23 protein-coding genes are annotated in these 19,588 nt (G+C 54.3%); 8 read left to right on the top strand and 15 right to left on the bottom strand.

Annotation, left to right across the window (positions count from 1 at the left end; all coding sequences use genetic code 11):
- The 4 genes from mutS to EVJ29_RS09085 all read right to left on the bottom strand — a co-directional run bounded on the left by mutS (position 1) and on the right by EVJ29_RS09085 (position 5,028).
- The gene (mutS, locus tag EVJ29_RS09100; RefSeq protein WP_131489808.1) at positions 1-2,532 is read right to left on the bottom strand and encodes a DNA mismatch repair protein MutS; all 2,532 of its coding nucleotides are present in this window, start codon (positions 2,530-2,532) and stop codon (positions 1-3) included.
- Between the two features lie 53 nt (positions 2,533-2,585).
- Positions 2,586-3,017 carry a RicAFT regulatory complex protein RicA family protein gene (locus EVJ29_RS09095; RefSeq protein WP_070327373.1) on the bottom strand — a complete coding sequence of 144 codons (432 nt, stop codon included), beginning with the start codon at positions 3,015-3,017 and terminating at the stop codon, positions 2,586-2,588.
- Positions 3,018-3,119: 102 nt separating this feature from the next.
- Complete coding sequence (locus EVJ29_RS09090) at positions 3,120-3,548, bottom strand: GNAT family N-acetyltransferase (protein ID WP_071397378.1); 429 nt, start codon at positions 3,546-3,548, stop codon at positions 3,120-3,122.
- Positions 3,549-3,564: 16 nt separating this feature from the next.
- Complete coding sequence (locus tag EVJ29_RS09085) at positions 3,565-5,028, bottom strand: phytoene desaturase family protein (protein WP_131489809.1); 1,464 nt, start codon at positions 5,026-5,028, stop codon at positions 3,565-3,567.
- Positions 5,029-5,170: 142 nt separating this feature from the next.
- On the opposite strand from EVJ29_RS09085, the gene EVJ29_RS09080 reads away from it, so the two are divergent.
- The 5 genes from EVJ29_RS09080 to EVJ29_RS09055 all read left to right on the top strand — a co-directional run bounded on the left by EVJ29_RS09080 (position 5,171) and on the right by EVJ29_RS09055 (position 9,756).
- Positions 5,171-5,677 (top strand): hypothetical protein, encoded by a 507-nt coding sequence (locus tag EVJ29_RS09080; RefSeq protein ID WP_070327376.1) that lies wholly within the window; start codon positions 5,171-5,173, stop codon positions 5,675-5,677.
- A 125-nt stretch (positions 5,678-5,802) separates the two neighbouring features.
- Entirely contained in the window at positions 5,803-6,318 is a 516-nt protein-coding gene (locus EVJ29_RS09070) for an AAA family ATPase (protein ID WP_236633492.1), read from the top strand.
- A gap of 122 nt (positions 6,319-6,440) precedes the next feature.
- The gene (locus EVJ29_RS09065; protein ID WP_070327378.1) at positions 6,441-7,199 is read left to right on the top strand and encodes a transporter substrate-binding domain-containing protein; all 759 of its coding nucleotides are present in this window, start codon (positions 6,441-6,443) and stop codon (positions 7,197-7,199) included.
- Positions 7,196-8,206, top strand: coding sequence for a pyridoxal phosphate-dependent aminotransferase (locus tag EVJ29_RS09060; protein ID WP_131505000.1), 1,011 nt, complete (start codon positions 7,196-7,198; stop codon positions 8,204-8,206). Before EVJ29_RS09065 ends, EVJ29_RS09060 begins: the two co-directional genes overlap by 4 nt.
- Positions 8,207-8,397: 191 nt before the next feature.
- Entirely contained in the window at positions 8,398-9,756 is a 1,359-nt protein-coding gene (locus EVJ29_RS09055) for a glycosyltransferase family 2 protein (protein WP_131504999.1), read from the top strand.
- Positions 9,757-9,799: 43 nt separating this feature from the next.
- On the opposite strand, the gene EVJ29_RS09050 is transcribed toward EVJ29_RS09055, so the two are convergent.
- On the bottom strand, positions 9,800-10,354 hold the full coding sequence (locus EVJ29_RS09050) for a maltose acetyltransferase domain-containing protein (RefSeq protein WP_016509483.1): 555 nt from the start codon (positions 10,352-10,354) through the stop codon (positions 9,800-9,802).
- An 88-nt stretch (positions 10,355-10,442) separates the two neighbouring features.
- On the opposite strand from EVJ29_RS09050, the gene EVJ29_RS09045 reads away from it, so the two are divergent.
- Complete coding sequence (locus tag EVJ29_RS09045) at positions 10,443-11,366, top strand: DUF7916 family protein (protein ID WP_070327381.1); 924 nt, start codon at positions 10,443-10,445, stop codon at positions 11,364-11,366.
- Positions 11,367-11,407: 41 nt separating this feature from the next.
- On the opposite strand, the gene hisE is transcribed toward EVJ29_RS09045, so the two are convergent.
- The 10 genes from hisE to EVJ29_RS08995 are packed head-to-tail and all read right to left on the bottom strand — an operon-like array spanning position 11,408 to position 18,358.
- Positions 11,408-11,716, bottom strand: coding sequence for a phosphoribosyl-ATP diphosphatase (gene hisE, locus EVJ29_RS09040; protein WP_070327382.1), 309 nt, complete (start codon positions 11,714-11,716; stop codon positions 11,408-11,410).
- Positions 11,713-12,045, bottom strand: coding sequence for a phosphoribosyl-AMP cyclohydrolase (gene hisI / locus EVJ29_RS09035; RefSeq protein ID WP_131465196.1), 333 nt, complete (start codon positions 12,043-12,045; stop codon positions 11,713-11,715). The genes hisE and hisI overlap by 4 nt, the downstream gene beginning before the upstream one ends.
- Positions 11,994-12,761: an imidazole glycerol phosphate synthase subunit HisF gene (gene hisF, locus EVJ29_RS09030; RefSeq protein WP_070327383.1), complete on the bottom strand. Its 768-nt coding sequence runs from the start codon at positions 12,759-12,761 to the stop codon at positions 11,994-11,996. The genes hisI and hisF overlap by 52 nt, the downstream gene beginning before the upstream one ends.
- Positions 12,748-13,467 (bottom strand): 1-(5-phosphoribosyl)-5-[(5-phosphoribosylamino)methylideneamino]imidazole-4-carboxamide isomerase, encoded by a 720-nt coding sequence (locus EVJ29_RS09025; RefSeq protein ID WP_131489811.1) that lies wholly within the window; start codon positions 13,465-13,467, stop codon positions 12,748-12,750. The genes hisF and EVJ29_RS09025 overlap by 14 nt, the downstream gene beginning before the upstream one ends.
- Entirely contained in the window at positions 13,445-14,032 is a 588-nt protein-coding gene (gene hisH, locus EVJ29_RS09020; RefSeq protein ID WP_071397365.1) for an imidazole glycerol phosphate synthase subunit HisH, read from the bottom strand. The genes EVJ29_RS09025 and hisH overlap by 23 nt, the downstream gene beginning before the upstream one ends.
- Entirely contained in the window at positions 14,029-14,616 is a 588-nt protein-coding gene (hisB, locus tag EVJ29_RS09015) for an imidazoleglycerol-phosphate dehydratase HisB (protein ID WP_070327386.1), read from the bottom strand. Before hisB ends, hisH begins: the two co-directional genes overlap by 4 nt.
- Positions 14,603-15,619: a pyridoxal phosphate-dependent aminotransferase gene (locus EVJ29_RS09010; RefSeq protein ID WP_131504998.1), complete on the bottom strand. Its 1,017-nt coding sequence runs from the start codon at positions 15,617-15,619 to the stop codon at positions 14,603-14,605. The genes hisB and EVJ29_RS09010 overlap by 14 nt, the downstream gene beginning before the upstream one ends.
- A complete protein-coding gene (gene hisD, locus EVJ29_RS09005; RefSeq protein WP_070327388.1) occupies positions 15,616-16,833 on the bottom strand; it encodes a histidinol dehydrogenase in 1,218 nt (405 codons plus the stop codon). Before hisD ends, EVJ29_RS09010 begins: the two co-directional genes overlap by 4 nt.
- Positions 16,830-17,438: an ATP phosphoribosyltransferase gene (gene hisG, locus EVJ29_RS09000; RefSeq protein ID WP_070327389.1), complete on the bottom strand. Its 609-nt coding sequence runs from the start codon at positions 17,436-17,438 to the stop codon at positions 16,830-16,832. The genes hisD and hisG overlap by 4 nt, the downstream gene beginning before the upstream one ends.
- Positions 17,435-18,358 carry an ATP phosphoribosyltransferase regulatory subunit gene (locus tag EVJ29_RS08995; RefSeq protein WP_070327390.1) on the bottom strand — a complete coding sequence of 308 codons (924 nt, stop codon included), beginning with the start codon at positions 18,356-18,358 and terminating at the stop codon, positions 17,435-17,437. Before EVJ29_RS08995 ends, hisG begins: the two co-directional genes overlap by 4 nt.
- A gap of 109 nt (positions 18,359-18,467) precedes the next feature.
- On the opposite strand from EVJ29_RS08995, the gene hisJ reads away from it, so the two are divergent.
- Positions 18,468-19,283 carry a histidinol-phosphatase HisJ gene (gene hisJ / locus EVJ29_RS08990; protein WP_131504997.1) on the top strand — a complete coding sequence of 272 codons (816 nt, stop codon included), beginning with the start codon at positions 18,468-18,470 and terminating at the stop codon, positions 19,281-19,283.
- 182 nt (positions 19,284-19,465) lie between these two features.
- The coding region (locus tag EVJ29_RS08985; protein ID WP_148669324.1) for a helix-turn-helix domain-containing protein at positions 19,466-19,588 on the top strand (123 nt) is incomplete at its 3' end.

Below are 19,588 nucleotides of genomic sequence, written 5' to 3'. Positions count from 1 at the left end.
TCACCCTTTCTTCGCAGACTGTTGGAGCGCATAGAGCGCCTGCATCGCCTCGATCGGGTTCATCGCTAAAAGATCGAGCTCGAGCAATTGTTGTTTTAACTCATCTTTTGTCTCGAACAAAGAGAGCTGAGCGGTTTCATCGCTCGACTTCTTCGTTATCGGGTCAGTCGGGGCAGCGCCCCGCTCTTTCTCTTGTTCGAGCTCTGTTAAGATCGTCCGGGCTCGTTCGATGAGCGATTGCGGCAAGTCGGCCAGTTCCGCGACGTGGATGCCGTAAGACTTGTCGGCCTTGCCTGGATGAACTTCATGCAAGAAGACGACGCGTCCGTCGCGTTCGATGGCGCGGACGTGGACGTTCTCGAGCGTCGGGATCGTCGTTTCGAGGACGGTCAGCTCATGATAATGCGTCGAGAACAGCGTCTTCGCGCCGATTGAGGAGGCGATATATTCGACGATCGCTTGCGCGAGCGCCATCCCATCATACGTCGACGTCCCGCGCCCGATCTCATCAAGCAAAATCAGGCTGTTCGCCGTCGCCTCGGTCACGGCCTGGCGCGTCTCGGTCATTTCGACCATAAACGTGGACTGACCGCTCACGAGGTCGTCCGCTGCCCCGATGCGAGTGAAGATGCGGTCAAACAGCGGCAGTTCGGCCGCCTCGGCCGGGACGAACGATCCGATTTGGTGCATGATCGCGATCAACGCGAACTGGCGCATGTACGTCGATTTACCGGACATGTTCGGTCCGGTGATCAACAGCATCTGACGCGAGTCGTCAAGCGTCAAGTCGTTGGCGACATAGTCACCGCGTGGCAGAACCGTCTCGATGACCGGGTGCCGGCCGCGATCGATTTGAACGTTTGCGGACGCTGTCGGACGCACGTAGTCCCGCTTTTCGGCGACGATCGCCAAAGCGAGCAGGACGTCAAGTTCACTGAGCGACCGTGCGAGCTGTTGCAACCGTTTCGTCTCGAGTTTGACTCGGTCGCGCAGTGTGACGAACAAGTCATACTCGAGCGTGCAGCTCTTCTCTTCCGCACCGAGGATGAGCGCTTCTTTTTCTTTCAGCTCGGGCGTGACGTAGCGTTCGGCGTTCGTCAGCGTCTGTTTCCGCTCGTACCGACCTTCTTCGAGTAAACGGGCGTTCGCTTTCGTCACTTCGAGATAATACCCGAAGACACGGTTGTAGCCGATCTTTAATGACTTGATCCCGGTCGCGATCCGCTCTTGTTGCTCCAGGTTCGCGATCCACGACTTCCCGTTCGCTTTCGCTTCAAGCAACTGATCGAGCTCTTCAGAATAGCCTTTACGAATCATTCCGCCTTCTTTCGTCGAGATCGGTGGAGATTCGACGAGCGCCGCTTCAAGAAGCGCCGCCAAGTCTTCGAACGTGTCCAAGTCTTCATGGATATGATGCAACCGGCTTGATGCGACCGCTTCGAGCATCACGCTCAAAGCCGGGATGCGTGCTAGTGTGTCGCGCAATTGTACGAGATCGCGCGCGTTCGCCGTCCCGTAGCCGACTTTCGCGACGAGCCGCTCGATATCATAGACGTGTTTCAATTCGTCCCGGAGTTGGTCGCGCAGCATGAAATCGTCAAGTAAGTTCTCGACCGCGTCTTGACGCTCATGGATCGCTTGCTCTGTATAGAGCGGTTGTTCGAGCCAACGCTTTAAAAGACGTCCACCCATGGCGGTCGTCGTCTCGTCGAGCAGTGATAAGAGTGAGCCTTTCCGTTCTCCGGACCGGGCCGAGCGGAACAGTTCTAAATTGCGTGCCGTATTCGGGTCGAGCTGCATGTGGGCCTCGACCTCATAGGCGATCGCCGGCTGCAAGTGGTCGAGCGCCCGCTTTTGCGTCCGTGTCAAATAGGCGTACAGCAAATCAAACGCGCTCACTTGGGCGTCGTCTTTCGCCGATGCGGACAGTTCGCTCGACCGGCGTTCGACTTGAATCGACAGCGGGATCCCGAGCGGCTGCAACATGTCCGCGAGCTGATCGTCATCGACTAATATCTCACTCGGGATCAATCCTTCGACTTCACGGAGGACCGCTTCTTTCGTCGGCAACGTCGTCAGCCAAGATTCACCTGTTGTCACGTCACCACGGGCGACCCCGTAGGTTTCACCAACTTTGGCGACTGCGACCAAATAACGGTTGTCTTTGTCTCCGAGCGCGGCCATGTAAGTACCTGGCGTGATGACTTGGATGACTTCCCGCTTCACAAGGCCTTTTGTCGCTTTCGGATCTTCCATCTGCTCGCAGATCGCGACGTTGAATCCTTTTTCGATCAACTGCTCGATGTAGACGGCTGCCGAGTGATGCGGGACTCCACACATCGGGATCGGATGCTCGGCGTTTTTGCCGTTTTTCGCGGTGAGCGTCAATTCGAGTTCTTTCGCCACGATTTGGGCGTCTTCAAAAAAGAGCTCGTAAAAGTCACCGAGCCGGTAAAATACAAAGGCGTCAGGATAATCCGCCTTGATTGAAAAATATTGCTTCATCATCGGTGTCTGATGTATCGCTTCCATTTCGTCTCACCTCTATAAAGTAGAACAGCTGACCAAAGGCCAGCTGTTGTTTTTTAGTATCCGCAACCGCCGCGTGATTTCTCCGCTGCCATGCCGCTTCCTGTTTTACCTGCGAGTACGTCGCCTTCCGTCGCTTCGATGATTCGGTCCGTCACCGAGTTGGCGAGCGTCACCGTCACGTATTGAAGGAGGTCGTTCACTTCGACTTGTGTCTCTTGGAACGCCTGGACGACCGGAATCGAATCGAGTTCGTCCATCGCCTTGTCGATTTTTAGTTCGACTTTGGCAAGCGCTTCGGTCTTGCCGTAATGTTTGCAGTTGACCGCTTCTTTTTGTAAATATTTGATCCGTTTGATCAACGTTTGGACGCGTTCACTTTCGTTCACTTTCGTTTCCGCTTCTTTGAAGCGGGCCACTTCTGGAGTCTTTGCCAAAAGGTCGGCTAATTCTTTCGCTTTTTCAATTACTTGTTGGTCAGTCACCATCGTAAACCCCTTTGCACGCTATAATGTTATCGCACGTTTTCATGTGCGCATGTATTCCTCAACATTCTACCATGAACTTCTGGCGAACGGTACCGCACTGCTTTAGGAAGATTTTGTTCTTTCCCGCGTCATATCAACATGCGGGATACCGTCTTCTAAGTATTCTTCACTCGTTCGCGAAAAGCCGAAACTCGCATAGAACGGTTCGACGTATGTCTGAGCTTGTAAGTAGAGCTCGACGGACCCGAAGTCAATGACAGCTTCTTCCATTAGCCTGCGCGAGTACCCTTTGCCTCGATGTGACGCTTTCGTGACGACACGACCGATGGCGATCGGCGTTTCTTCGACGAGAACTCGGAGTGCGGCGACCATCACACCGTCTTCTTCGATCCAGTAATGATGCGCCGTGACATCTTTCCCGTCGACTTCCTGATACGGACAATCTTGCTCGACGACGAACACCTCGGTCCGCAGCGCCAACAGATCATACAGTTCTTTCGTCGTCAGCTCATTAAATGTTTTCTTATGCATGACACCGTCTCCTTCATTATAGCTTTGCACCGAGCGCACGTCCGACGTGCAACCCGCTCGTCATTGCCCCGATCGTCCCCGCTCCCGGGAACACCGTATCCCCGCACACGAAAAAGTTCGGTAGCGTCGTCCGATAGCTCGCGGCATGGAACAGAGCCTGACGCGGTGTTTGTGCATAGCCGCCGACAGCACCGTGCGGTCGTCTCGTATATTTCACCCACGCTCCTGGACCCCCGGGAAGGAGGACCGCTGATTCGCCCGTCCAGTCCGGAAACGCCCGCTTCACGGCCGAGATGAGACGCTCGGTCCATATTGCTTCTAGTTTCTCATAGGTGGCCCTGTCTTTCCAATCGTCCCACTCTGATAAATCGATATGCGTCGAGACCGTCACGGTCCGTTCGGGGAGAGACGTCCGTAACACGTCGTCCTCGGCCGACATCGAGATGAAGGCATGGCCGGACGGCAAGTCGTCCGTATACACTTGTTGGAATAAGGGCCGGTCCAGACAGACGCGCTCGGGCAACGTCACGTATAGACTGAACGTGCCCCATTGCGATTGCTTCAACTGACGTCGATATTGCCCGGCAAATCGACGCTCGTCAGCACCGCTCAGCAAGCGCTGTGTCGCCTCGAGCGGGATCGCGGCAACGACGACGTCGACGATCTCAAGCCGGCCCCGGCGATCGGTCAATAACCAGCCGTCGGCGACGCGCTCGATTTTCATGATTTGACGACCGAGCAGCGTCGTGCCTCCGCTATGTCGAATCGATCGTTCCAAGGCGTGGGCGAGTGTGTACAATCCACCTTCGACGTAAAATGCCCCTTCATGATAAATCGATAGCGCGACGGTCGCGAGCAAGTGACTCGCCTCGCGTGCCCCCGTCTGTAAACTATCGAGTAAAATGCCATCGATGAATTGCTCGAACGGTGTCCCGCCCAACCGATGACGTCGCAACGTTTCATGTAGCGGACGATATAGTTTTACGAGTGCCGCTACTTGATTCGGCCGAAATCCGCGAAATGCGGTCAGCGCATCGTCAAGCGTCCGGAGCGGTAAAGCCGGCAATCGCTCGAACAGCGGTCGGATTCTATCAAAATCCGTCCATACTTCTTGAAAAAATGACCGGATATCCGACTGCAGTTCCGGAAACTTCATACTCAGTTCATCGAGAAACGCTTGGCGCGCTTGATAGTAGACGACCGTTCGATCACTCAGATGGACATGCATTACTTCGTCGAGCTTCTCGACTGCGACCGCCTCGTCTAAGTAGTCGAGCACGCGTTGATGGAGTCCGCCTCGTTCGAACCCCATCCCGAGCGTCGCCCCCGCCGGGAAACGGTAGTCCCCGCGGTCAAACTTACCGGCACATCCGCCCCATTCACGCGATGATTCAAACACGATCACGTCATGTCCCGATCGACTAGCGAGAGCCGCCGTGGTCAACCCGGCAATTCCCCCGCCGATAACCCCAATCTTCATCCCAATCCCCTCCTGAATTCATCATACATCCGGTCGTCCTATTTTTGACGATTGAACGTGCTGCTCGTGACATTTTTCAAGTGTCAGGCAGGGTTCTGACAAATTATGGCGAAAAAACTCGATAAAGGACAGGTGAAGCCATATGCAAAGTCGGGTCATCATTTATTTGCTCATCCCTATCTTGATCTTTATCGGGATTCTCATCACACCGCCATCGGAAGAATCGCAAAAACTCGCGACGATGACGGCCGTCAACATTCAAGAGATGATTCCATATGAACGAGAATACACGGCGCAAGAAGTTTTATTCGAAGCGAATCAAAACGATCATGAGGCCGTGATTGAGGAATGGCGGCTCGAACGTGGGGCCCGAACGACGTACAGTTACGTACTACGGCTACAAGGTTTCGAGACAGTCATCCAAGTTGACGCCGGTGCGGCTAACACCAGGTCTGACGGCTATTACGCGATGCAGGCCCACAGTCCCATTTATGAGGCGGACGAGCCGCTGTCGACCGGCTATCCGCTCGTCCTTTTTGCCTCGGAGCAACGGCTCGTACTGAGTCAGATGGAAGTCCGGGTCATTTACGAAGAAGACGGAGCGTTGAAAAAATGGAACATCACCGCAAAAGAAGACATGAACAAATGAATGAGATTGACGACCTCGTCTGCTTCGTTGACGAGGCGATGTTGCCGTTCGGTGGCAGGTTATTCGCCGGTTTCAGCCGTGGTAAATCAAACGAAAAGTAAGGTGAGACCATGTTCTTTTTACAAATGTCCGGATTTCCGGGCTCAGGCAAATCGACGCTGGCCCGTGCCATCGCGCCTCAGCTCAATGCGGTCATCGTCGACCATGACGTGACGAAGACAGCCTTGCTCGAATCAATGGTGGATCATAAGCTTGACCCGGCACTGGCCGGAAAAGTCGCCTATGACATCGATTGGGCGCTTGTTGCGTTCAATTTGTCACTAGGCCGGAACGTCATTCTGGACAGCCCTTGCCTGTATGATGTGATGCTTGAACGCGGATTGGCACTCGCCGAAAACCATGGCGCCACTTATCGCTACGTCGAGTGTGTCGTCGACGACGTCGATGAAATCAATCGCCGCCTTTCCGAGCGCGAACGCAAGATTAGTCAAATCGAATCCGTTTCCCCGGACGATTTTCATCGAACTGTCGCAAATCGTAAAAAACCAGACTTTATGCATACGCTTACAATCGATGCAAATCGCATGATCGAGACCTATTTGACCGACGTCATCAGCTACGTGCAGCAGATTGACGGATGATCCTTGTCATCCAGTTTAAAGCGGACTGGATGATTTTTTTTAGCTTTTCTGTATTTTTATGCTTTACAATTAATAATTATACAATTACACTTAGTCTCATATCTTGAAGGAGGAATTCATACATGAAAAAGTGGATCGTTACAGGGGGACTAGTCGCAAGCGCATTATTAGCGGGGTGCAGCCAAGAGACAACGGGAGAAGAAAAAAAGACACTCGTCATGGGAACGAGTGCCGATTACTTCCCATATGAGTTCGTTGATACGGCGAACGGGGATGAGATCGTCGGTTTCGACATCGAGATCGCTGAAACGGTCACAGAGCGTCTCGGCTATGAGTTAAAGATTGAGGACATGGACTTCGGTAGTTTGCTCGGAGCCTTGAACGCCGGACGGATTGACTTTGTCATGGCCGGCATGACGCCGACCGAAGAGCGGAAAGAAAATGCGTCGTTCTCGGACATCTATTTATCGGCAACGAACTTGATCATGACAAAAGATGAATCGCTAAAAGAGATCGAAGCGCTAGCCGGCAAGAAGATCGGCGTCCAGACCGCTTCAATTCAAGAGACTATCGCTCAAGACCAAGCACCTGACGCTGAACTCGTCTCATTGAATAAGATTCCAGAAATCGTTCAAGAGTTGAACACGGGCCGCATCGACGCGATGGTCATCGAAGACACGGTCGCTCAAAAATACTTAGACCAAGACGCAGGTCTTTATACGTTCGCGCTTAAAGAAGACGGCGAAAAAGGATCGGCGGCCGCTTTCAAATTGGAAGACGACTTGCGTGATCAGTTCAACGATGAGCTGAACAAGATGATCGACTCAGGCGAGATCGATAAACTCGCTAAAAAATGGTTCTCGATGGAGCCGACGGAATGAGGCAAGTCGACCTCCCAATCTATCCCGTCACTTATCCGGAAGGACATCGGTTGAATCAAAACGAAAGCCAGTTCCCGGTGCCGAAGCGATTGCATGAACAGCTGGCAACAATCTCGTTCCATGACCTGCATGAGTATCCGGTCCAACCGATCGATGAACTGTTCACCCGCTACGCGGCCTATGCTGGCGTCGAACCGAACCAGTTGCTCGTAGGCTGTGGCAGTGATGAGATGATTCACGTCGTCACGCAGGCGCTCTTGTCACCAGAAGACGTCGTCTTGTCACCGAGTCCTGACTTCGCGCTCTACCCGATCTTCACGACGATCGCACACGGTCGGCATGTTCAGGCGGACGATTTATCGTATGAGGCGCTCGCCCTGGCGATTCAGCAACATGCACCGAAGCTGTTGCTGTTGTCGAACCCAAACAACCCGACCGGTAAGTTGTGGACGGTCGGTGAGTTGACCGAACTGGCAGGCCTCGTCCCTTATTTGATCGTCGATGAGGCGTATATCGATTTCACGCCTGCATCAAGTATCGTCACGCACTTGAATGAACTGACGAACGTGATCGTCTTACGGACGCTATCAAAGGCGTTCGGCTTAGCCAACGTCCGTCTCGGGTTTATGATCACGACGACCGAACTCGCTCAGTATTTCCGGCAGTTCGTCCCCCCGTTCAATATAAGCGGTGTGAGCGCGAAAATTGCCAACGTCTTTTTGGCTGATGCGACCTATTTGGACGAATCGATCGCTTGGCATCACGACATGCGCGTCAAGTGGTCAGAGTTACTCGGGACGATCGGTCAAGTTCAGCCAGCTGAGGCGAATTTTTTATACGTCACACTCGACCAATCCGAAGCGGTTTGGTCCCACTTAGCCGAGCACGGCATCCATACGTCGCGGCAACCGGACGGGATCCGCGTCACGCTCGGGAACGAGCAAGCACTTGCCCTTGCTCGACAAACATTGATGGCTTGGGCGCACGCATCCGAAACAATTTCATAACTAAAACTAAAAACAGGACCCGGGTCCTGTTTTTAATTTGGGTCAATATTTTTTATGCACGACGCATCATTTGTTGACTTTATAATCATTCCCCATCAAAATTCAATTTGCTGTCTGTATATCTAACTTGAACGATATATTTTCAATATTAGACAAGCTCGTTTCCATTGAAACAGAATTGAGGACATCATATGATTTCACGAAATGAACCGGTCGAATCGAGATGGGGACGCAATCGCATCGGAAATCGTTGGTATTGGACGATTTTGACTCGCTTTTGGTTGGCACACGGTTTTTCATGGCTCTGGTTATTGTTTTCTATCTACATCTCTTTACCTTGGTTGACCGATTTGGCTGCACTGACGAATTGGGTGCTCGCCTTGTTCATCATCGGTGGTATCGCTTACGTTCCGGGCTATTTGATGGCGTTCTTGCTCGCTAGTCTCGTCCTCGATCGGCAGCCGCCGTTCACAAACGAACATCCGGACGAAGCCGTGACGGTCATGATTGCCGCCTACAACGAACAATCATCCATCTATGAGACGATTCGTTACGTGGCACTGCAAGACTACACGGGCCCGCTCCAAGTATTCGTCATTGATAACAACTCAAGCGATGCGACATCAGCCGAAGTGATGCGGGCGCAAGAAGATTTCGACTTACAAATCGAGCTATTGCATGAACCGAGAGCCGGCAAGTTCCAAGCGCTCAATTACGGTTTAACGAAAGTGACTACCTCATACATCATCACGCTCGATGCCGATACGTTGATTCATCCGTCCGCGATTCGCTATTTGGTCGCACGGCTCGTGTCGAGTCCAAAAGACGTCTGTGCCGTCGCCGGCAGCATGCTCGTTCGCAATAGCCGCAGTTCGTTTTGGACACGGCTTCAAGAGTGGGATTATTTTCTCGGCATCGCATCGATCAAGCGGCTTCAAGGGCTTTACCAAGGGACACTCGTCGCTCAAGGTGCGTTCAGTTTGTACGAGACCGATGCCGTCAAACGAGTCGGCGGTTGGCCGGACGCGATCGGAGAAGACATCGTTCTCACGTGGCGTCTCCTTGAAATGAAACGTCGCGTCTATTTCGAACCGCTCGCCGTCGCGTTCACGGACGCGCCTGAATCGTTCCGCCATTTCGCGCGTCAACGGTCGCGTTGGGCCCGTGGGATGATTGAGGGGTTGCAAGAAGTGAAACCGTGGCGTCAGCCCCAGCTTTATACGAAGTACTTGACCGGGGTCAATTTGATCATGCCGTATCTCGATATCGCCTTCACGTTCTTCTGGATCCCGGGTCTCGTTCTCGCTCTGTTCGGTCATTATTGGATCGTTGGACCGATGACGCTCCTCGTCCTGCCATTGACCGTCCTTAGCTATGGACTGCTCTACTTCTACCAACGCGATTACGTTTTCAAAAACTTGAACTTACGGGTCCGCAAAAACTTCTTCGGATTCATCTTTTTTGTTGTGAGCTATCAATTGTTCATGTCCCCGATTTCCGTTTGGGGTTATGCCCAAGAAACGCTCAACGTAAAACGAGTCTGGAAATGAACAATGACTTTTCCGAACGAGTTCGGAAAGGTCATTTTAAGATTCATGGAATCAGCTTGATCACTCGGGCCGGATTTCCCCCGACGACGGCACGGGCCGGCACGTCTTTCGTCACGACCGCACCTGAGGCGATGACCGCATCGTCCCCAATCGTCACGCCCGGATTGATGATGGCCCCGCCACCGATCCAGACGCGATGTCCGACCGTGACCGGTTTGCCATACTCGAGGCCTGAGATCCGTTCTGTCGGGTCGAGCGGATGTGTTGCTGTATAGATATGGACACCTGGAGCAAGCATACAATCATCTCCGAACCGGATCGGACAGATATCTAAAAACACGCAGTCAAAGTTCGCAAAAAAACGGTCCCCGAGATGAATGTTGTATCCGTAGTCACACTTGAACGTCGGTTCGAGGTAGAACGATGCCCCGGTCGAACCGAACAGTTCGCCGAGTACTTGCTTGCGGACGTCGAGCTCATCGATCCCAGACTGATTGAACCGCTCCGTCAGACGTCGCGCCTGCCGCCGGTCAGCGACGAGTTCCAAATCACCGGCCAGATAAAGTTCACCTTGAATCATCTTTTCTTTTTCTGTCATGTTTTTGCCTCCATTCTATTTTATTATAGAGGAATATTGGCGAGAATAGGGAATAGGAAAATGGACGAATCAGAGGAGGTAATTGACTATGAAACGCATTCTTGATTGCAAAGCGAGTGATTTCTTGACGTTCAACCGTAACGATTTGATTGAGTCGATCCGAAAAGCCGAAGGCCGGACCGTGCTCGCCGAAGTCATTCCGACCGTGCAGCCGCTCTATCCTGAAGTGACGAACGCCGAGCTCGCCCGGGCTTTCGGTGCCGACATGATCTTGCTCAACATGCTTGACGTGTTCCATCCGTACATAAAGGGGCTTGAAAGCCACGCCCTATTCGGCGACATCCCGGGTGAGACGATGTCCGACAATCCGATCACGGAATTAAAACGGCTGATCGGACTGCCGGTCGGTGTCAATCTCGAGCCTGTCGACTTCAGCGAGAAGTCCTCGGACATGTTCGACGTGAAACAAGGCCGACTGGCGACGCAGGAAGCGTTCGCCCGCGCTTCCGAACTCGGAATCGACTTCGTCTGTTTGACCGGTAATCCGAACACCGGTGTCACGAATGAGGCCATCGAAAAGGCGATCATCACGGCCCGATCTGAATTTGCCGGCGTCATCATTGCCGGGAAGATGCATCAAGCGGGTGTCGGTAACGTGATCGACCGTGATGCGTACGTCCGCTTTGCCGAAGCTGGTGCCGACATCATCTTGATTCCCGCGCCAGGAACCGTCCCAGGTGTCCGTGAAGATGAGTTCTATCACGTGACGCAAGAAATCCAAGCACTGAACAAGCTCGTCTTGGCCGCCATCGGAACGTCACAAGAAGGCGCCGACGAAGGGACGATCCGCGACATCGCCTTATCATCAAAACGCGGCGGTACCGACATCTTCCATATCGGCGACGCCGGTCTGTCCGGAATCGCCACACCTGAGAATATTCAGGCGTTGTCAATCGCCATCCGTGGACGCCGTCATACGTACATTCGTATGGCTGCTTCCGTCAATCGTTAACCAGAAAGGGAAGGAAGCCGCGGCTTCCTTCCCTTTGTCTGTCACCATTCCGTGACGTCGCGGCGCGGTTTCGCCGGTGTCGTCGTCCCATGCCGTTCGGCGAGCAACGTCTCGACGTCATGTAAGGAGACGCCTTTGGCTGCGAGCAAGACGAGCAAATGGTACAACAAATCAGCCGTCTCTTCGACCAAGTCTTCATCGTTCAATGCCGCAATGACGACCTCGAACGACTCTTCCCCAAACTTTTTCGCGATTTTGTCTAACCCTTCATCAAACAAGTACGACGTATAAGAACCTTCTTTCGGCTCTGTCTTTCGTTCTTGAATCAGTTTTTCGAGTTCGTGGATCATGTGTTCACCTCCGTAAAAAAGCAACTGCGATTTCCGGTATGGCACGTCGGTCCGTTCGCATGGACGCGGACTAACAGCGCGTCTTGATCGCAATCGACATGGATGCTCTCAAGGTCGAGCGTGTTGCCGCTCGATTCACCTTTCATCCAAAGCCGCCCTTTCGAACGTGACCAGAACGTGACGATATTCGTCTCAATCGTCTTCTGAATCGCCTCATCGTTCATATAACCTAGCATGAGCACGGCGTTATCTTCCGTCGAAACGATAATCGCCGGTATTAGTCCGTTTGCGTCGTAACGAACCGCATCGGCAAGTTGTTCGCGCTGCATACGTGCTTCACCTCTTCTACTGTCGTTTTTCGGTCGTGCAAGATCGAAGCGAGTAAGGCGGCGTCGACTGTTTCAAGTGCCTCGACGACGTGTTCAGCGTTCCCGGCCCCGCCTGAGGCGATGATCGGGATATCGACCGCTGCCCGTAGCAATTCGAGAATTTTTAAATCATAGCCACTCTGTTTCCCGTCTTGGTTCATCGACGTGACGAGCAGCTCCCCGGCCCCGAGTTCAGCGACGCGCTTGGCCCAATCGACTGCCGTCAGCTCGGTCCGGTGTTTCCCGCCGTACGTGTATACGTAATAGTCACCTTCTTCGAAACGGACGTCGATGGCGACGACGATACACTGGGAACCGAAACGTTCGGCTGCCCGCTTGATCAAGTCAGGTGACTCGACGGCGAGCGTGTTGAGCGACACTTTGTCGGCTCCTGCTTTGAGCAGGGACGAGATGTCTTCAAGTGAACGGATGCCGCCCCCGACCGTGAGCGGGATGAACACTTTTCGGGCGACGGCACTGACGACGTCAAGCATCGTCTGTCTTCGTTCCGTGCTTGCCGTAATGTCTAGAAAGACAAGTTCATCCGCACCTGAGGCGTCATAGTACTTGGCAATCTCGACAGGGTCACCGATGTCACGCAGTTCGACAAACTCGATGCCTTTGACGACACGTCCGTCTTTCACGTCTAAACATGGGATGATTCTACGCTTTAGCATGTCGCGCCTCCCATTCGATCAAGTCGTCAAGACTGACTTTGCCAGACAAAAGCGCTTTCCCGACGACCGCCTCATCAATTCCGGCCTCACTCAGTGCCTTGACGTCGGCTTCGGTCGTGACACCGCCCGAGGCGATGAGCGTGACCGAGACAGCTGCCCGGAGCGCTTTCATGCGCTCTAAGTTCGGTCCGTTCAGTTTCCCGTCCGAACCGATGTCCGTGTAAAGAATCGTCTCGACCCCGCGGCTGGCGAGATCGATGGCCACATCGATGTCTTTTAGTTCGGTCGCGTCTTGCCAGCCGTTGATGGCGACGATGCCGTCATAGGCGTCAAGGGCGACGGCGACACGACTCCCGTACTTGGCGAGTGCCCGGTCCAGGAAATCAGGATCGGTGAACGCCTTCGTACCGAGCAGGACACGGTCCACACCAGTAGCCATGACAGCATCAAGCGCTGCTTCGGAGCGAATCCCTCCGCCCGTCTGGACGAAAAAGCCGCACGATTTGGCGAAACGGACGACATCGAGATGTTTCGGCTCACCAGCTTTCGCTCCTTCTAAATCGATCAAGTGGAGCATCGGGACGCGCCCGGTCCATTCTTTTAACTTCTCATACGGGTCGCCGTATTGCTCTTCCGTGTTGAAATCACCTTCAGTCAGGCGGACAATCTTGCCGCCGATTAAGTCAATTGCCGGTAGCAGTTTCACGTTCGACCGCCTCCTTCCATTCTTTTAATAAGCTGAGTCCGAACGCGCCGCTCTTCTCCGGGTGAAATTGCATCCCGGTCACGAGACCTGATCGGACGATGGCCGGTACGCGCTCTCCCATATAGTCAGCTGAGGCGACGATATTGTCGTCAGCGGTCACGACGTGATACGAGTGGACGAAATAGACGTCCTCGTCGCGTAAAATCGAGTTCCAACCGACGTGAGGCAACCGTTTGGCCCGCATCCGTTCGACCCGTCCTTCAATCAAACCAAGTCCTGGCGTCGGCATGCCTTCCGTGCTCGACTCGAATAACAGTTGCATCCCGAGACAAATCCCAAGCAACGGCTTCTCTGTCGCCACTCGCTTGAGCAACGGAATGAGTCCCGTGTCCTCAAGCGACTGCATCGCTTGCGGGAACGCACCGACGCCAGGCAAGAGGATGGCGTCGGCCGCTTCGATTTCAGCCGGATCGTTCGTGATCGTGACGTAACAACCGATCGCTTGTAGCGCCCGTTCGACGTTGAAGACGTTTCCCATGCCGTAGTCAATCACCGCGACGTTCATCCTTCGATCCGTCCTTTCGTCGAAGGGAGGCGGTCGAGCCCGTCTTTCCCGATCGCTTCGGCGAGGGCGCGGCCGAACGCTTTGAACAGCCCTTCAATCATATGGTGCGAGTTCGATCCGTATAACACGTCAAGATGGAGCGTCAACCGCGCGTTCATCGCGACGGCGCGGAAGAACTCTTCCGCGAGTTCCGTGTCGAAGTCACCGAGCTTCGGATTGTTGATTTCAGCTCGGTAGACGAGGAACGGGCGTCCCGAGACGTCGATGACGGCCCGGGCGAGTGTCTCGTCCATCGGCAAGTAGCTCGTCCCGTAGCGACGGATCCCGACTTTGTCCCCGAGCGCTTCTAAGATCATCTGCCCGAGGGCGATGCCGACGTCTTCGACCGTGTGGTGCGCATCGACCCACGTGTCCCCTTCGACTTGCACCGTTAAGTCGATGCGGCTATGGAAGGCGAACAGTGTCAACATATGGTCGAAAAAGCCGACGCCTGTCTTAATGTCACTTTGACCTGTACCGTCTAAATCGAGGCGAAGCTCGATGTTCGTTTCTTTCGTCTCACGTTTAATTTCAGCTGTTCTCAAAAGAAGTCACCTCTTCTAACATTTGTTTGATGAATCGATACGCCTCGTCCGTCCCCGCACTGACGCGCAGTCCGGTCGGAAACGCACGGACGTGGACACCGTAAGCGAGGAACCGCTCGGCCCATAGCTCACTATTGGGCGTCTCGACGTATAGGAAGTTGGCCCGGCTCGGCAAGACGTTGCCGATTGGCGCGAGCAGTCGTTCGAGCTTTTGACGTTGCCCGTTATGGAACGCGACGGACTGAGCGATATAATCCGGGTCGTCAAGGACGACGGTCGCAACAGCCGCGCTCAATCCACTGACGTTGAACGGCGAGCGGAACCGGTCGATCTTCTCGATCAAATCGGGATGGGCGATCATGAAGCCGATCCGTAAGTTCGCGAGTCCGAACGCTTTCGATAACGTCCGCAAAATGATGACGTTCGGGTAATCCGCGAGTCGCGACTTGAAGGAATCACTCATCGTGAAGTCGATATACGCCTCGTCGACGACGAGGTACGGGACTTGTTTCGCAATCATTTCTAATTGGTCGAGCGTCCACATCTTCCCGGTCGGATTGTTCGGGTTCGACACGAGCACAAGTTTCGGTTCGTTCGCTTCAATCAATCGAAGCAATGAATCGATCGTGAGGCCGTCTGCCTCAGGTTGGAAGAACTGGCCCCGGGCGATGTGCGCGTAAATGCCGTACATCGAAAAGTCGGGTGCCGGTGCCAAGACGACGTCTTCTGTGTCGAGAATGGCTTGACAAAGTATGGCGAGCAGCTCATCGCTGCCGCTCCCGACCATCAATTGGTCAGTTTGTACACCCGCATAAGTCGCATAGCTAGTTTTAAGGGCCGTCAGCTCATCGACCGGATAACGGCTGAGTGAGCGGAGCGTCACGAGCTGAATCGCTCGTTGCAGGCGCTCCGGCAGCTCTAATTGACTCTCGTTTTGATTTAGCGCGTATCCGCTCACCGCATGTGGGACATAGCGCGGAATCGCTGTATAGTTACGTCTCATACGTCCTCCAATCGGACCGCCATCGCTCGGGCGTGTCCTTCAAGCTGTTCTTGTCTCGCGATTCGGATCGCGGCGCGTGTGACCGCTTCGTCGATCGCTGTCATCTCGAGAAACGTCTGTCTGCGGTAAAAATCATCGACCGACAGTCCGCTCGAGAAGCGGGCCGTCCCGCTCGTCGGCAAGACGTGGTTCGGTCCGGCAATATAGTCACCGAACGCCTCGGCCGCCTCATGGCCGAGGAAGAACGAGCCGCCGTGGCGAATCTGTGCCATATAATCGGCTGGATCTGTCACCGCAAGTTGCACGTGTTCGGCCGCCATATCGTTCGCGTAGCGAATTGCTTCTGCTTTCGTTTTGACGAGGACGCCTCCGCGCTTGAGCGCTTCGACCGCGATGTCACGGCGTGGCAGATCGAGCAGTTGCTTGTCCAGCTCAGACCGAATCGCTTCGGCCTGTTCACTTGTCGTCACGAGGGCGAGTGCTGTCGCTTCGACGTCATGCTCGGCTTGCGCGAGCAGGTCGGCTGCGACCCATCTAGGATTGGCCGTTTCGTCGGCGATGATCAACACTTCGGACGGACCGGCGACGGAATCGATCCCGACGAAATGCGAGACGAGTGACTTCGCGGTCGCCACATAAGCGTTGCCCGGCCCGACGATCTTATCGACGGCCGAAATCGTCTCGGTGCCGAACGCGAGTGCGGCGACGGCTTGGGCGCCACCGACGAGATAACATTCGTCGGCACCGGCAATCTTCGCGGCAATCAACAGCGATAAGTCGATCCCGCCTTGTTTCGGTGGCGTCACCATGACGACCCGCTTCACTCCGGCCACTTTCGCTGGGATGATGTTCATCAACACACTCGACGGGTAGACCGCCGTCCCGCCAGGCACATAGACGCCGACCGAATCGAGCGGCATGAACCGACGACCGAGCCGGAACATCTCATCTTCGAAGACGTCGTCTTGACGCTGTTGCCGCGCATGAAACGTACGGATCCGTTCGGCCGCGAGCGTTAGCGCCTCGGTCAATTCCCGATACGCCTCCGGCGGTTCAAACGTCTCAAGGTCGACCGTTTCAATCACATCGACCCCGTCAAATTGCGTCGTCCATTCGAGGAGCGCCGCGTCACCTCTCGCCTCAACCGATTCTAAAATCGGTTTGACGGCTTCTGCCCACTGTTCTCGGCGCGTGCGATTCGTTTGTCCGTTCATCTGTCTGCCTCCTTGCTTAACCGGCGAATCCACGCTTTCAATTCGTCCGGGTCGTTCGCGAGCGCTGTCTCGCTCGTGATGAATTTCGCGTTAACCGTGAAAATCGTCTCATATTCTTCTAAATCGTTCGCGCGAAGCGTCGCCCCCGTCTCGACGATATCGACGATGCAGTCGGCGAGACCGGTCAACGGCGCGAGTTCGACCGAACCGTTCAAAGCGATCACTTCGACGTTTTGACGTTTCGAGGCAAAGTGCGAGATGGCGATATTCGGATACTTGCTGGCAACTTTCAGCTTCTTCGTACCGTTTCTCCGTTCTCTCGGACCACATACCGCCATACGGCAACGGCCGAATGGCAAATCGACGACTTCGAGGACGCCTGGTGTCTTCTCGCGTAAAATGTCGCCGCCGACGACTCCGACGTCCGCTGCGCCATGCATGACGTATTTATAGACGTCATCGCCTTTGACGAAGATGAATTCATGACCGTCTACTTCGACGGTCAACTCACGGCCCCGCTTTTCCGGCCAAACGGTGAGACCGACTTGTTCAAAATACTCACGGGCCGCTGTTTCGATGCGCCCTTTCGCGATTGCGACTTTCATTTGATCACCTCACCTAACTGTTCTAAGTCGAGCGATAGTCCGAAGGCACGTCGCGACTGTCCGAAATGCCCGTATAACGAGTCGTAACGGCCACCTGAGAGGACGCGTCTGCCGTCGATACTGCCGGTCACGGTCAAACCTGAATAATAATCAAAGTCGCCGGTCTGTCCGAAGTCGTACGAGACGTTCAATCCGATCGCACGTAGATGTTCGACCGCATGCTCCACTTCGTCGATGGCCGGTTTTAAGCCCGGTTCCGCGAGGTCGCGTAACTCTGCTAACGCCGAGTCACCGATCAAGAACGGCAGCTTGGCGATCAACGGGTATTGATATGATTCCGCGAGGTCGCGAAGTGACTCCAAATTACGGAGTGCTAAGTATTGACGCAACGTCCGTTCCGGGATACCGGCCTCGTTCGCCACTAACGCGATCAATGCAGCAGATCCGACTTGGATGCGTAAGCTTCCTTTCGGCAGGACCCGTTCCGTCATACTAAGGAACGATTCGATCAACTCCATATCTTTTGAATCCCCATCGATCCATTCAAGACCGAGTTGCTGACGTTCATGCGGTTGTCCCGAATGCTTCGGCGTGCGTCGATAGACGGCACCGGCATAAGCGACGCGCATCGGTTCATGTCCGTCGGCGAGCTTCCTTGCGATCTGGAGCGTGTAGTCCGGTCGCATGACGAGCAACTCCCCATCGTTGCCGAACAAGCGGTAATACGCCGACTCATCGAAGAGTGCGAGATCTTGATAATGGGAATAGTATTCAACGAGCGGCGGCTCGATCACACTATAGCCGTCCCCCTCGGCCCGCTCTAAAAATGATTTTATCCATTGCTTCGGACGCAGCACGTCCTCACCTTGCAACTCGTGCCATCCTTCCGGGATGGATCCTTTTTTATTGAACCAAATCATCAGTATCACCCTTTACCTTATTATCACTTTACCAAACTAAAGTAGTGTGTTAAATTTATCAAATCAAGCCAATGCTGTCAACCGGCGAACTCGAAAGGAACGATGTTTGATGATTGATTATACCCATGATGGCCACGTCCATACCCCATTTTGTCCGCACGGATCGACCGATTCACTCAACGCGTACGTCGAACAAGCACTTGCTCAAGGCTTTCGGACGCTGACGTTCACCGAGCACGCCCCGCTGCCGGTACGTTTCATTGATCCGACGCCAGATCAAGACTCGGCGATGTCGCTCGACTTATTGCCCCGTTATATAGAAGAGGTCGGGCAGTTAAAACGAGATTACGCCGAAAGACTCGAGATCCGGATTGGTCTCGAGATCGATTATTTGCCGGGATATGTCGATGAGACGCTCGCCTTGCTCGAGCCCTATCGCTCATACCTCGACGAGACGATCTTGTCTCAACACTTTCTACAAGTCGAAGGCGAGCTCCTGCCCGTCGACTTCTCACCGGAGACGTTTGATGCGCTCGTCAGCCGGATCGGGTCGTTCGAAGAAGTGCTACACCGGTATTACGAAGCGCTCGAGACCGGGTTACAGTTCCCGTGGGAGCGACTGAACGTCGCGCGCATCGGGCATATCGATTTACCGATTAAATATCAGACGAACTACTCATGGGACCGTGCGAACGTCAAAGACGCCGAGTCGCGACTGTTGCGTACAATCGCCTCACGCGGGTTCGGACTAGACTTCAACACCGCCGGTCTCCGTAAAGCCGCCTGCGGACAGCCATACGCCATGGCCGTCGCCGCTGAAGCGACCCGGCTCGGCATCCCACTCGTACTCGGTTCGGACGCCCATATTGCGGCAGATGTCGGTGCCGACTTTAACATAATTAAGCGAGAATTCTCCCACCTCTAAGCGTCTGGGGCGAAGCCCAGCGTAGGTGGGAGATGGATCGCCCGTACATAAACCTTTTGGCCACCCCTGTGACAGATATGACGAACGGAAGTTCGTGATTCCGTCAGATTCCCCATCCCCCGTCGCGGGTATCGGAATGAGAAGAGAATCATCCTACTATCTGGTGGAAGGGAGGGGCAGACATGCTGAAGGGCTACAAATACAGGCTCCACCCGACGGCGGCACAGGCCGAGTTCCTCGTCAGGACGATCGGCTGCGCCCGCTTCGTCTACAACAAGCTGCTCGAGGACCGCATCACCATCCAC

Source organism: Exiguobacterium sp. SH4S7 (assembly GCF_004336795.1).
Classification (GTDB): Bacteria; Bacillota; Bacilli; order Exiguobacteriales; family Exiguobacteriaceae; genus Exiguobacterium; species Exiguobacterium aurantiacum_A.
Note: the sequence above shows the minus strand (reverse complement) of the source record. Positions and strands in the feature narration are given on the sequence as shown.

Bases quoted from the DNA above. Each gene is read 5' to 3' on its own strand.
- mutS (WP_131489808.1), bottom strand. From the start codon at position 2,532: ATGGAAGCGATACATCAGACACCGATGATGAAGCAATATTTTTCAATC.
- EVJ29_RS09095 (WP_070327373.1), bottom strand. From the start codon at position 3,017: ATGGTGACTGACCAACAAGTAATTGAAAAAGCGAAAGAATTAGCCGAC.
- EVJ29_RS09090 (WP_071397378.1), bottom strand. From the start codon at position 3,548: ATGCATAAGAAAACATTTAATGAGCTGACGACGAAAGAACTGTATGAT.
- EVJ29_RS09085 (WP_131489809.1), bottom strand. From the start codon at position 5,028: ATGAAGATTGGGGTTATCGGCGGGGGAATTGCCGGGTTGACCACGGCG.
- EVJ29_RS09080 (WP_070327376.1), top strand. From the start codon at position 5,171: ATGCAAAGTCGGGTCATCATTTATTTGCTCATCCCTATCTTGATCTTT.
- EVJ29_RS09070 (WP_236633492.1), top strand. From the start codon at position 5,803: ATGTCCGGATTTCCGGGCTCAGGCAAATCGACGCTGGCCCGTGCCATC.
- EVJ29_RS09065 (WP_070327378.1), top strand. From the start codon at position 6,441: ATGAAAAAGTGGATCGTTACAGGGGGACTAGTCGCAAGCGCATTATTA.
- EVJ29_RS09060 (WP_131505000.1), top strand. From the start codon at position 7,196: ATGAGGCAAGTCGACCTCCCAATCTATCCCGTCACTTATCCGGAAGGA.
- EVJ29_RS09055 (WP_131504999.1), top strand. From the start codon at position 8,398: ATGATTTCACGAAATGAACCGGTCGAATCGAGATGGGGACGCAATCGC.
- EVJ29_RS09050 (WP_016509483.1), bottom strand. From the start codon at position 10,354: ATGACAGAAAAAGAAAAGATGATTCAAGGTGAACTTTATCTGGCCGGT.
- EVJ29_RS09045 (WP_070327381.1), top strand. From the start codon at position 10,443: ATGAAACGCATTCTTGATTGCAAAGCGAGTGATTTCTTGACGTTCAAC.
- hisE (WP_070327382.1), bottom strand. From the start codon at position 11,716: ATGATCCACGAACTCGAAAAACTGATTCAAGAACGAAAGACAGAGCCG.
- hisI (WP_131465196.1), bottom strand. From the start codon at position 12,045: ATGCAGCGCGAACAACTTGCCGATGCGGTTCGTTACGACGCAAACGGA.
- hisF (WP_070327383.1), bottom strand. From the start codon at position 12,761: ATGCTAAAGCGTAGAATCATCCCATGTTTAGACGTGAAAGACGGACGT.
- hisH (WP_071397365.1), bottom strand. From the start codon at position 14,032: ATGAACGTCGCGGTGATTGACTACGGCATGGGAAACGTCTTCAACGTC.
- EVJ29_RS09010 (WP_131504998.1), bottom strand. From the start codon at position 15,619: ATGAGACGTAACTATACAGCGATTCCGCGCTATGTCCCACATGCGGTG.
- hisD (WP_070327388.1), bottom strand. From the start codon at position 16,833: ATGAACGGACAAACGAATCGCACGCGCCGAGAACAGTGGGCAGAAGCC.
- hisG (WP_070327389.1), bottom strand. From the start codon at position 17,438: ATGAAAGTCGCAATCGCGAAAGGGCGCATCGAAACAGCGGCCCGTGAG.
- EVJ29_RS08995 (WP_070327390.1), bottom strand. From the start codon at position 18,358: ATGATTTGGTTCAATAAAAAAGGATCCATCCCGGAAGGATGGCACGAG.
- hisJ (WP_131504997.1), top strand. From the start codon at position 18,468: ATGATTGATTATACCCATGATGGCCACGTCCATACCCCATTTTGTCCG.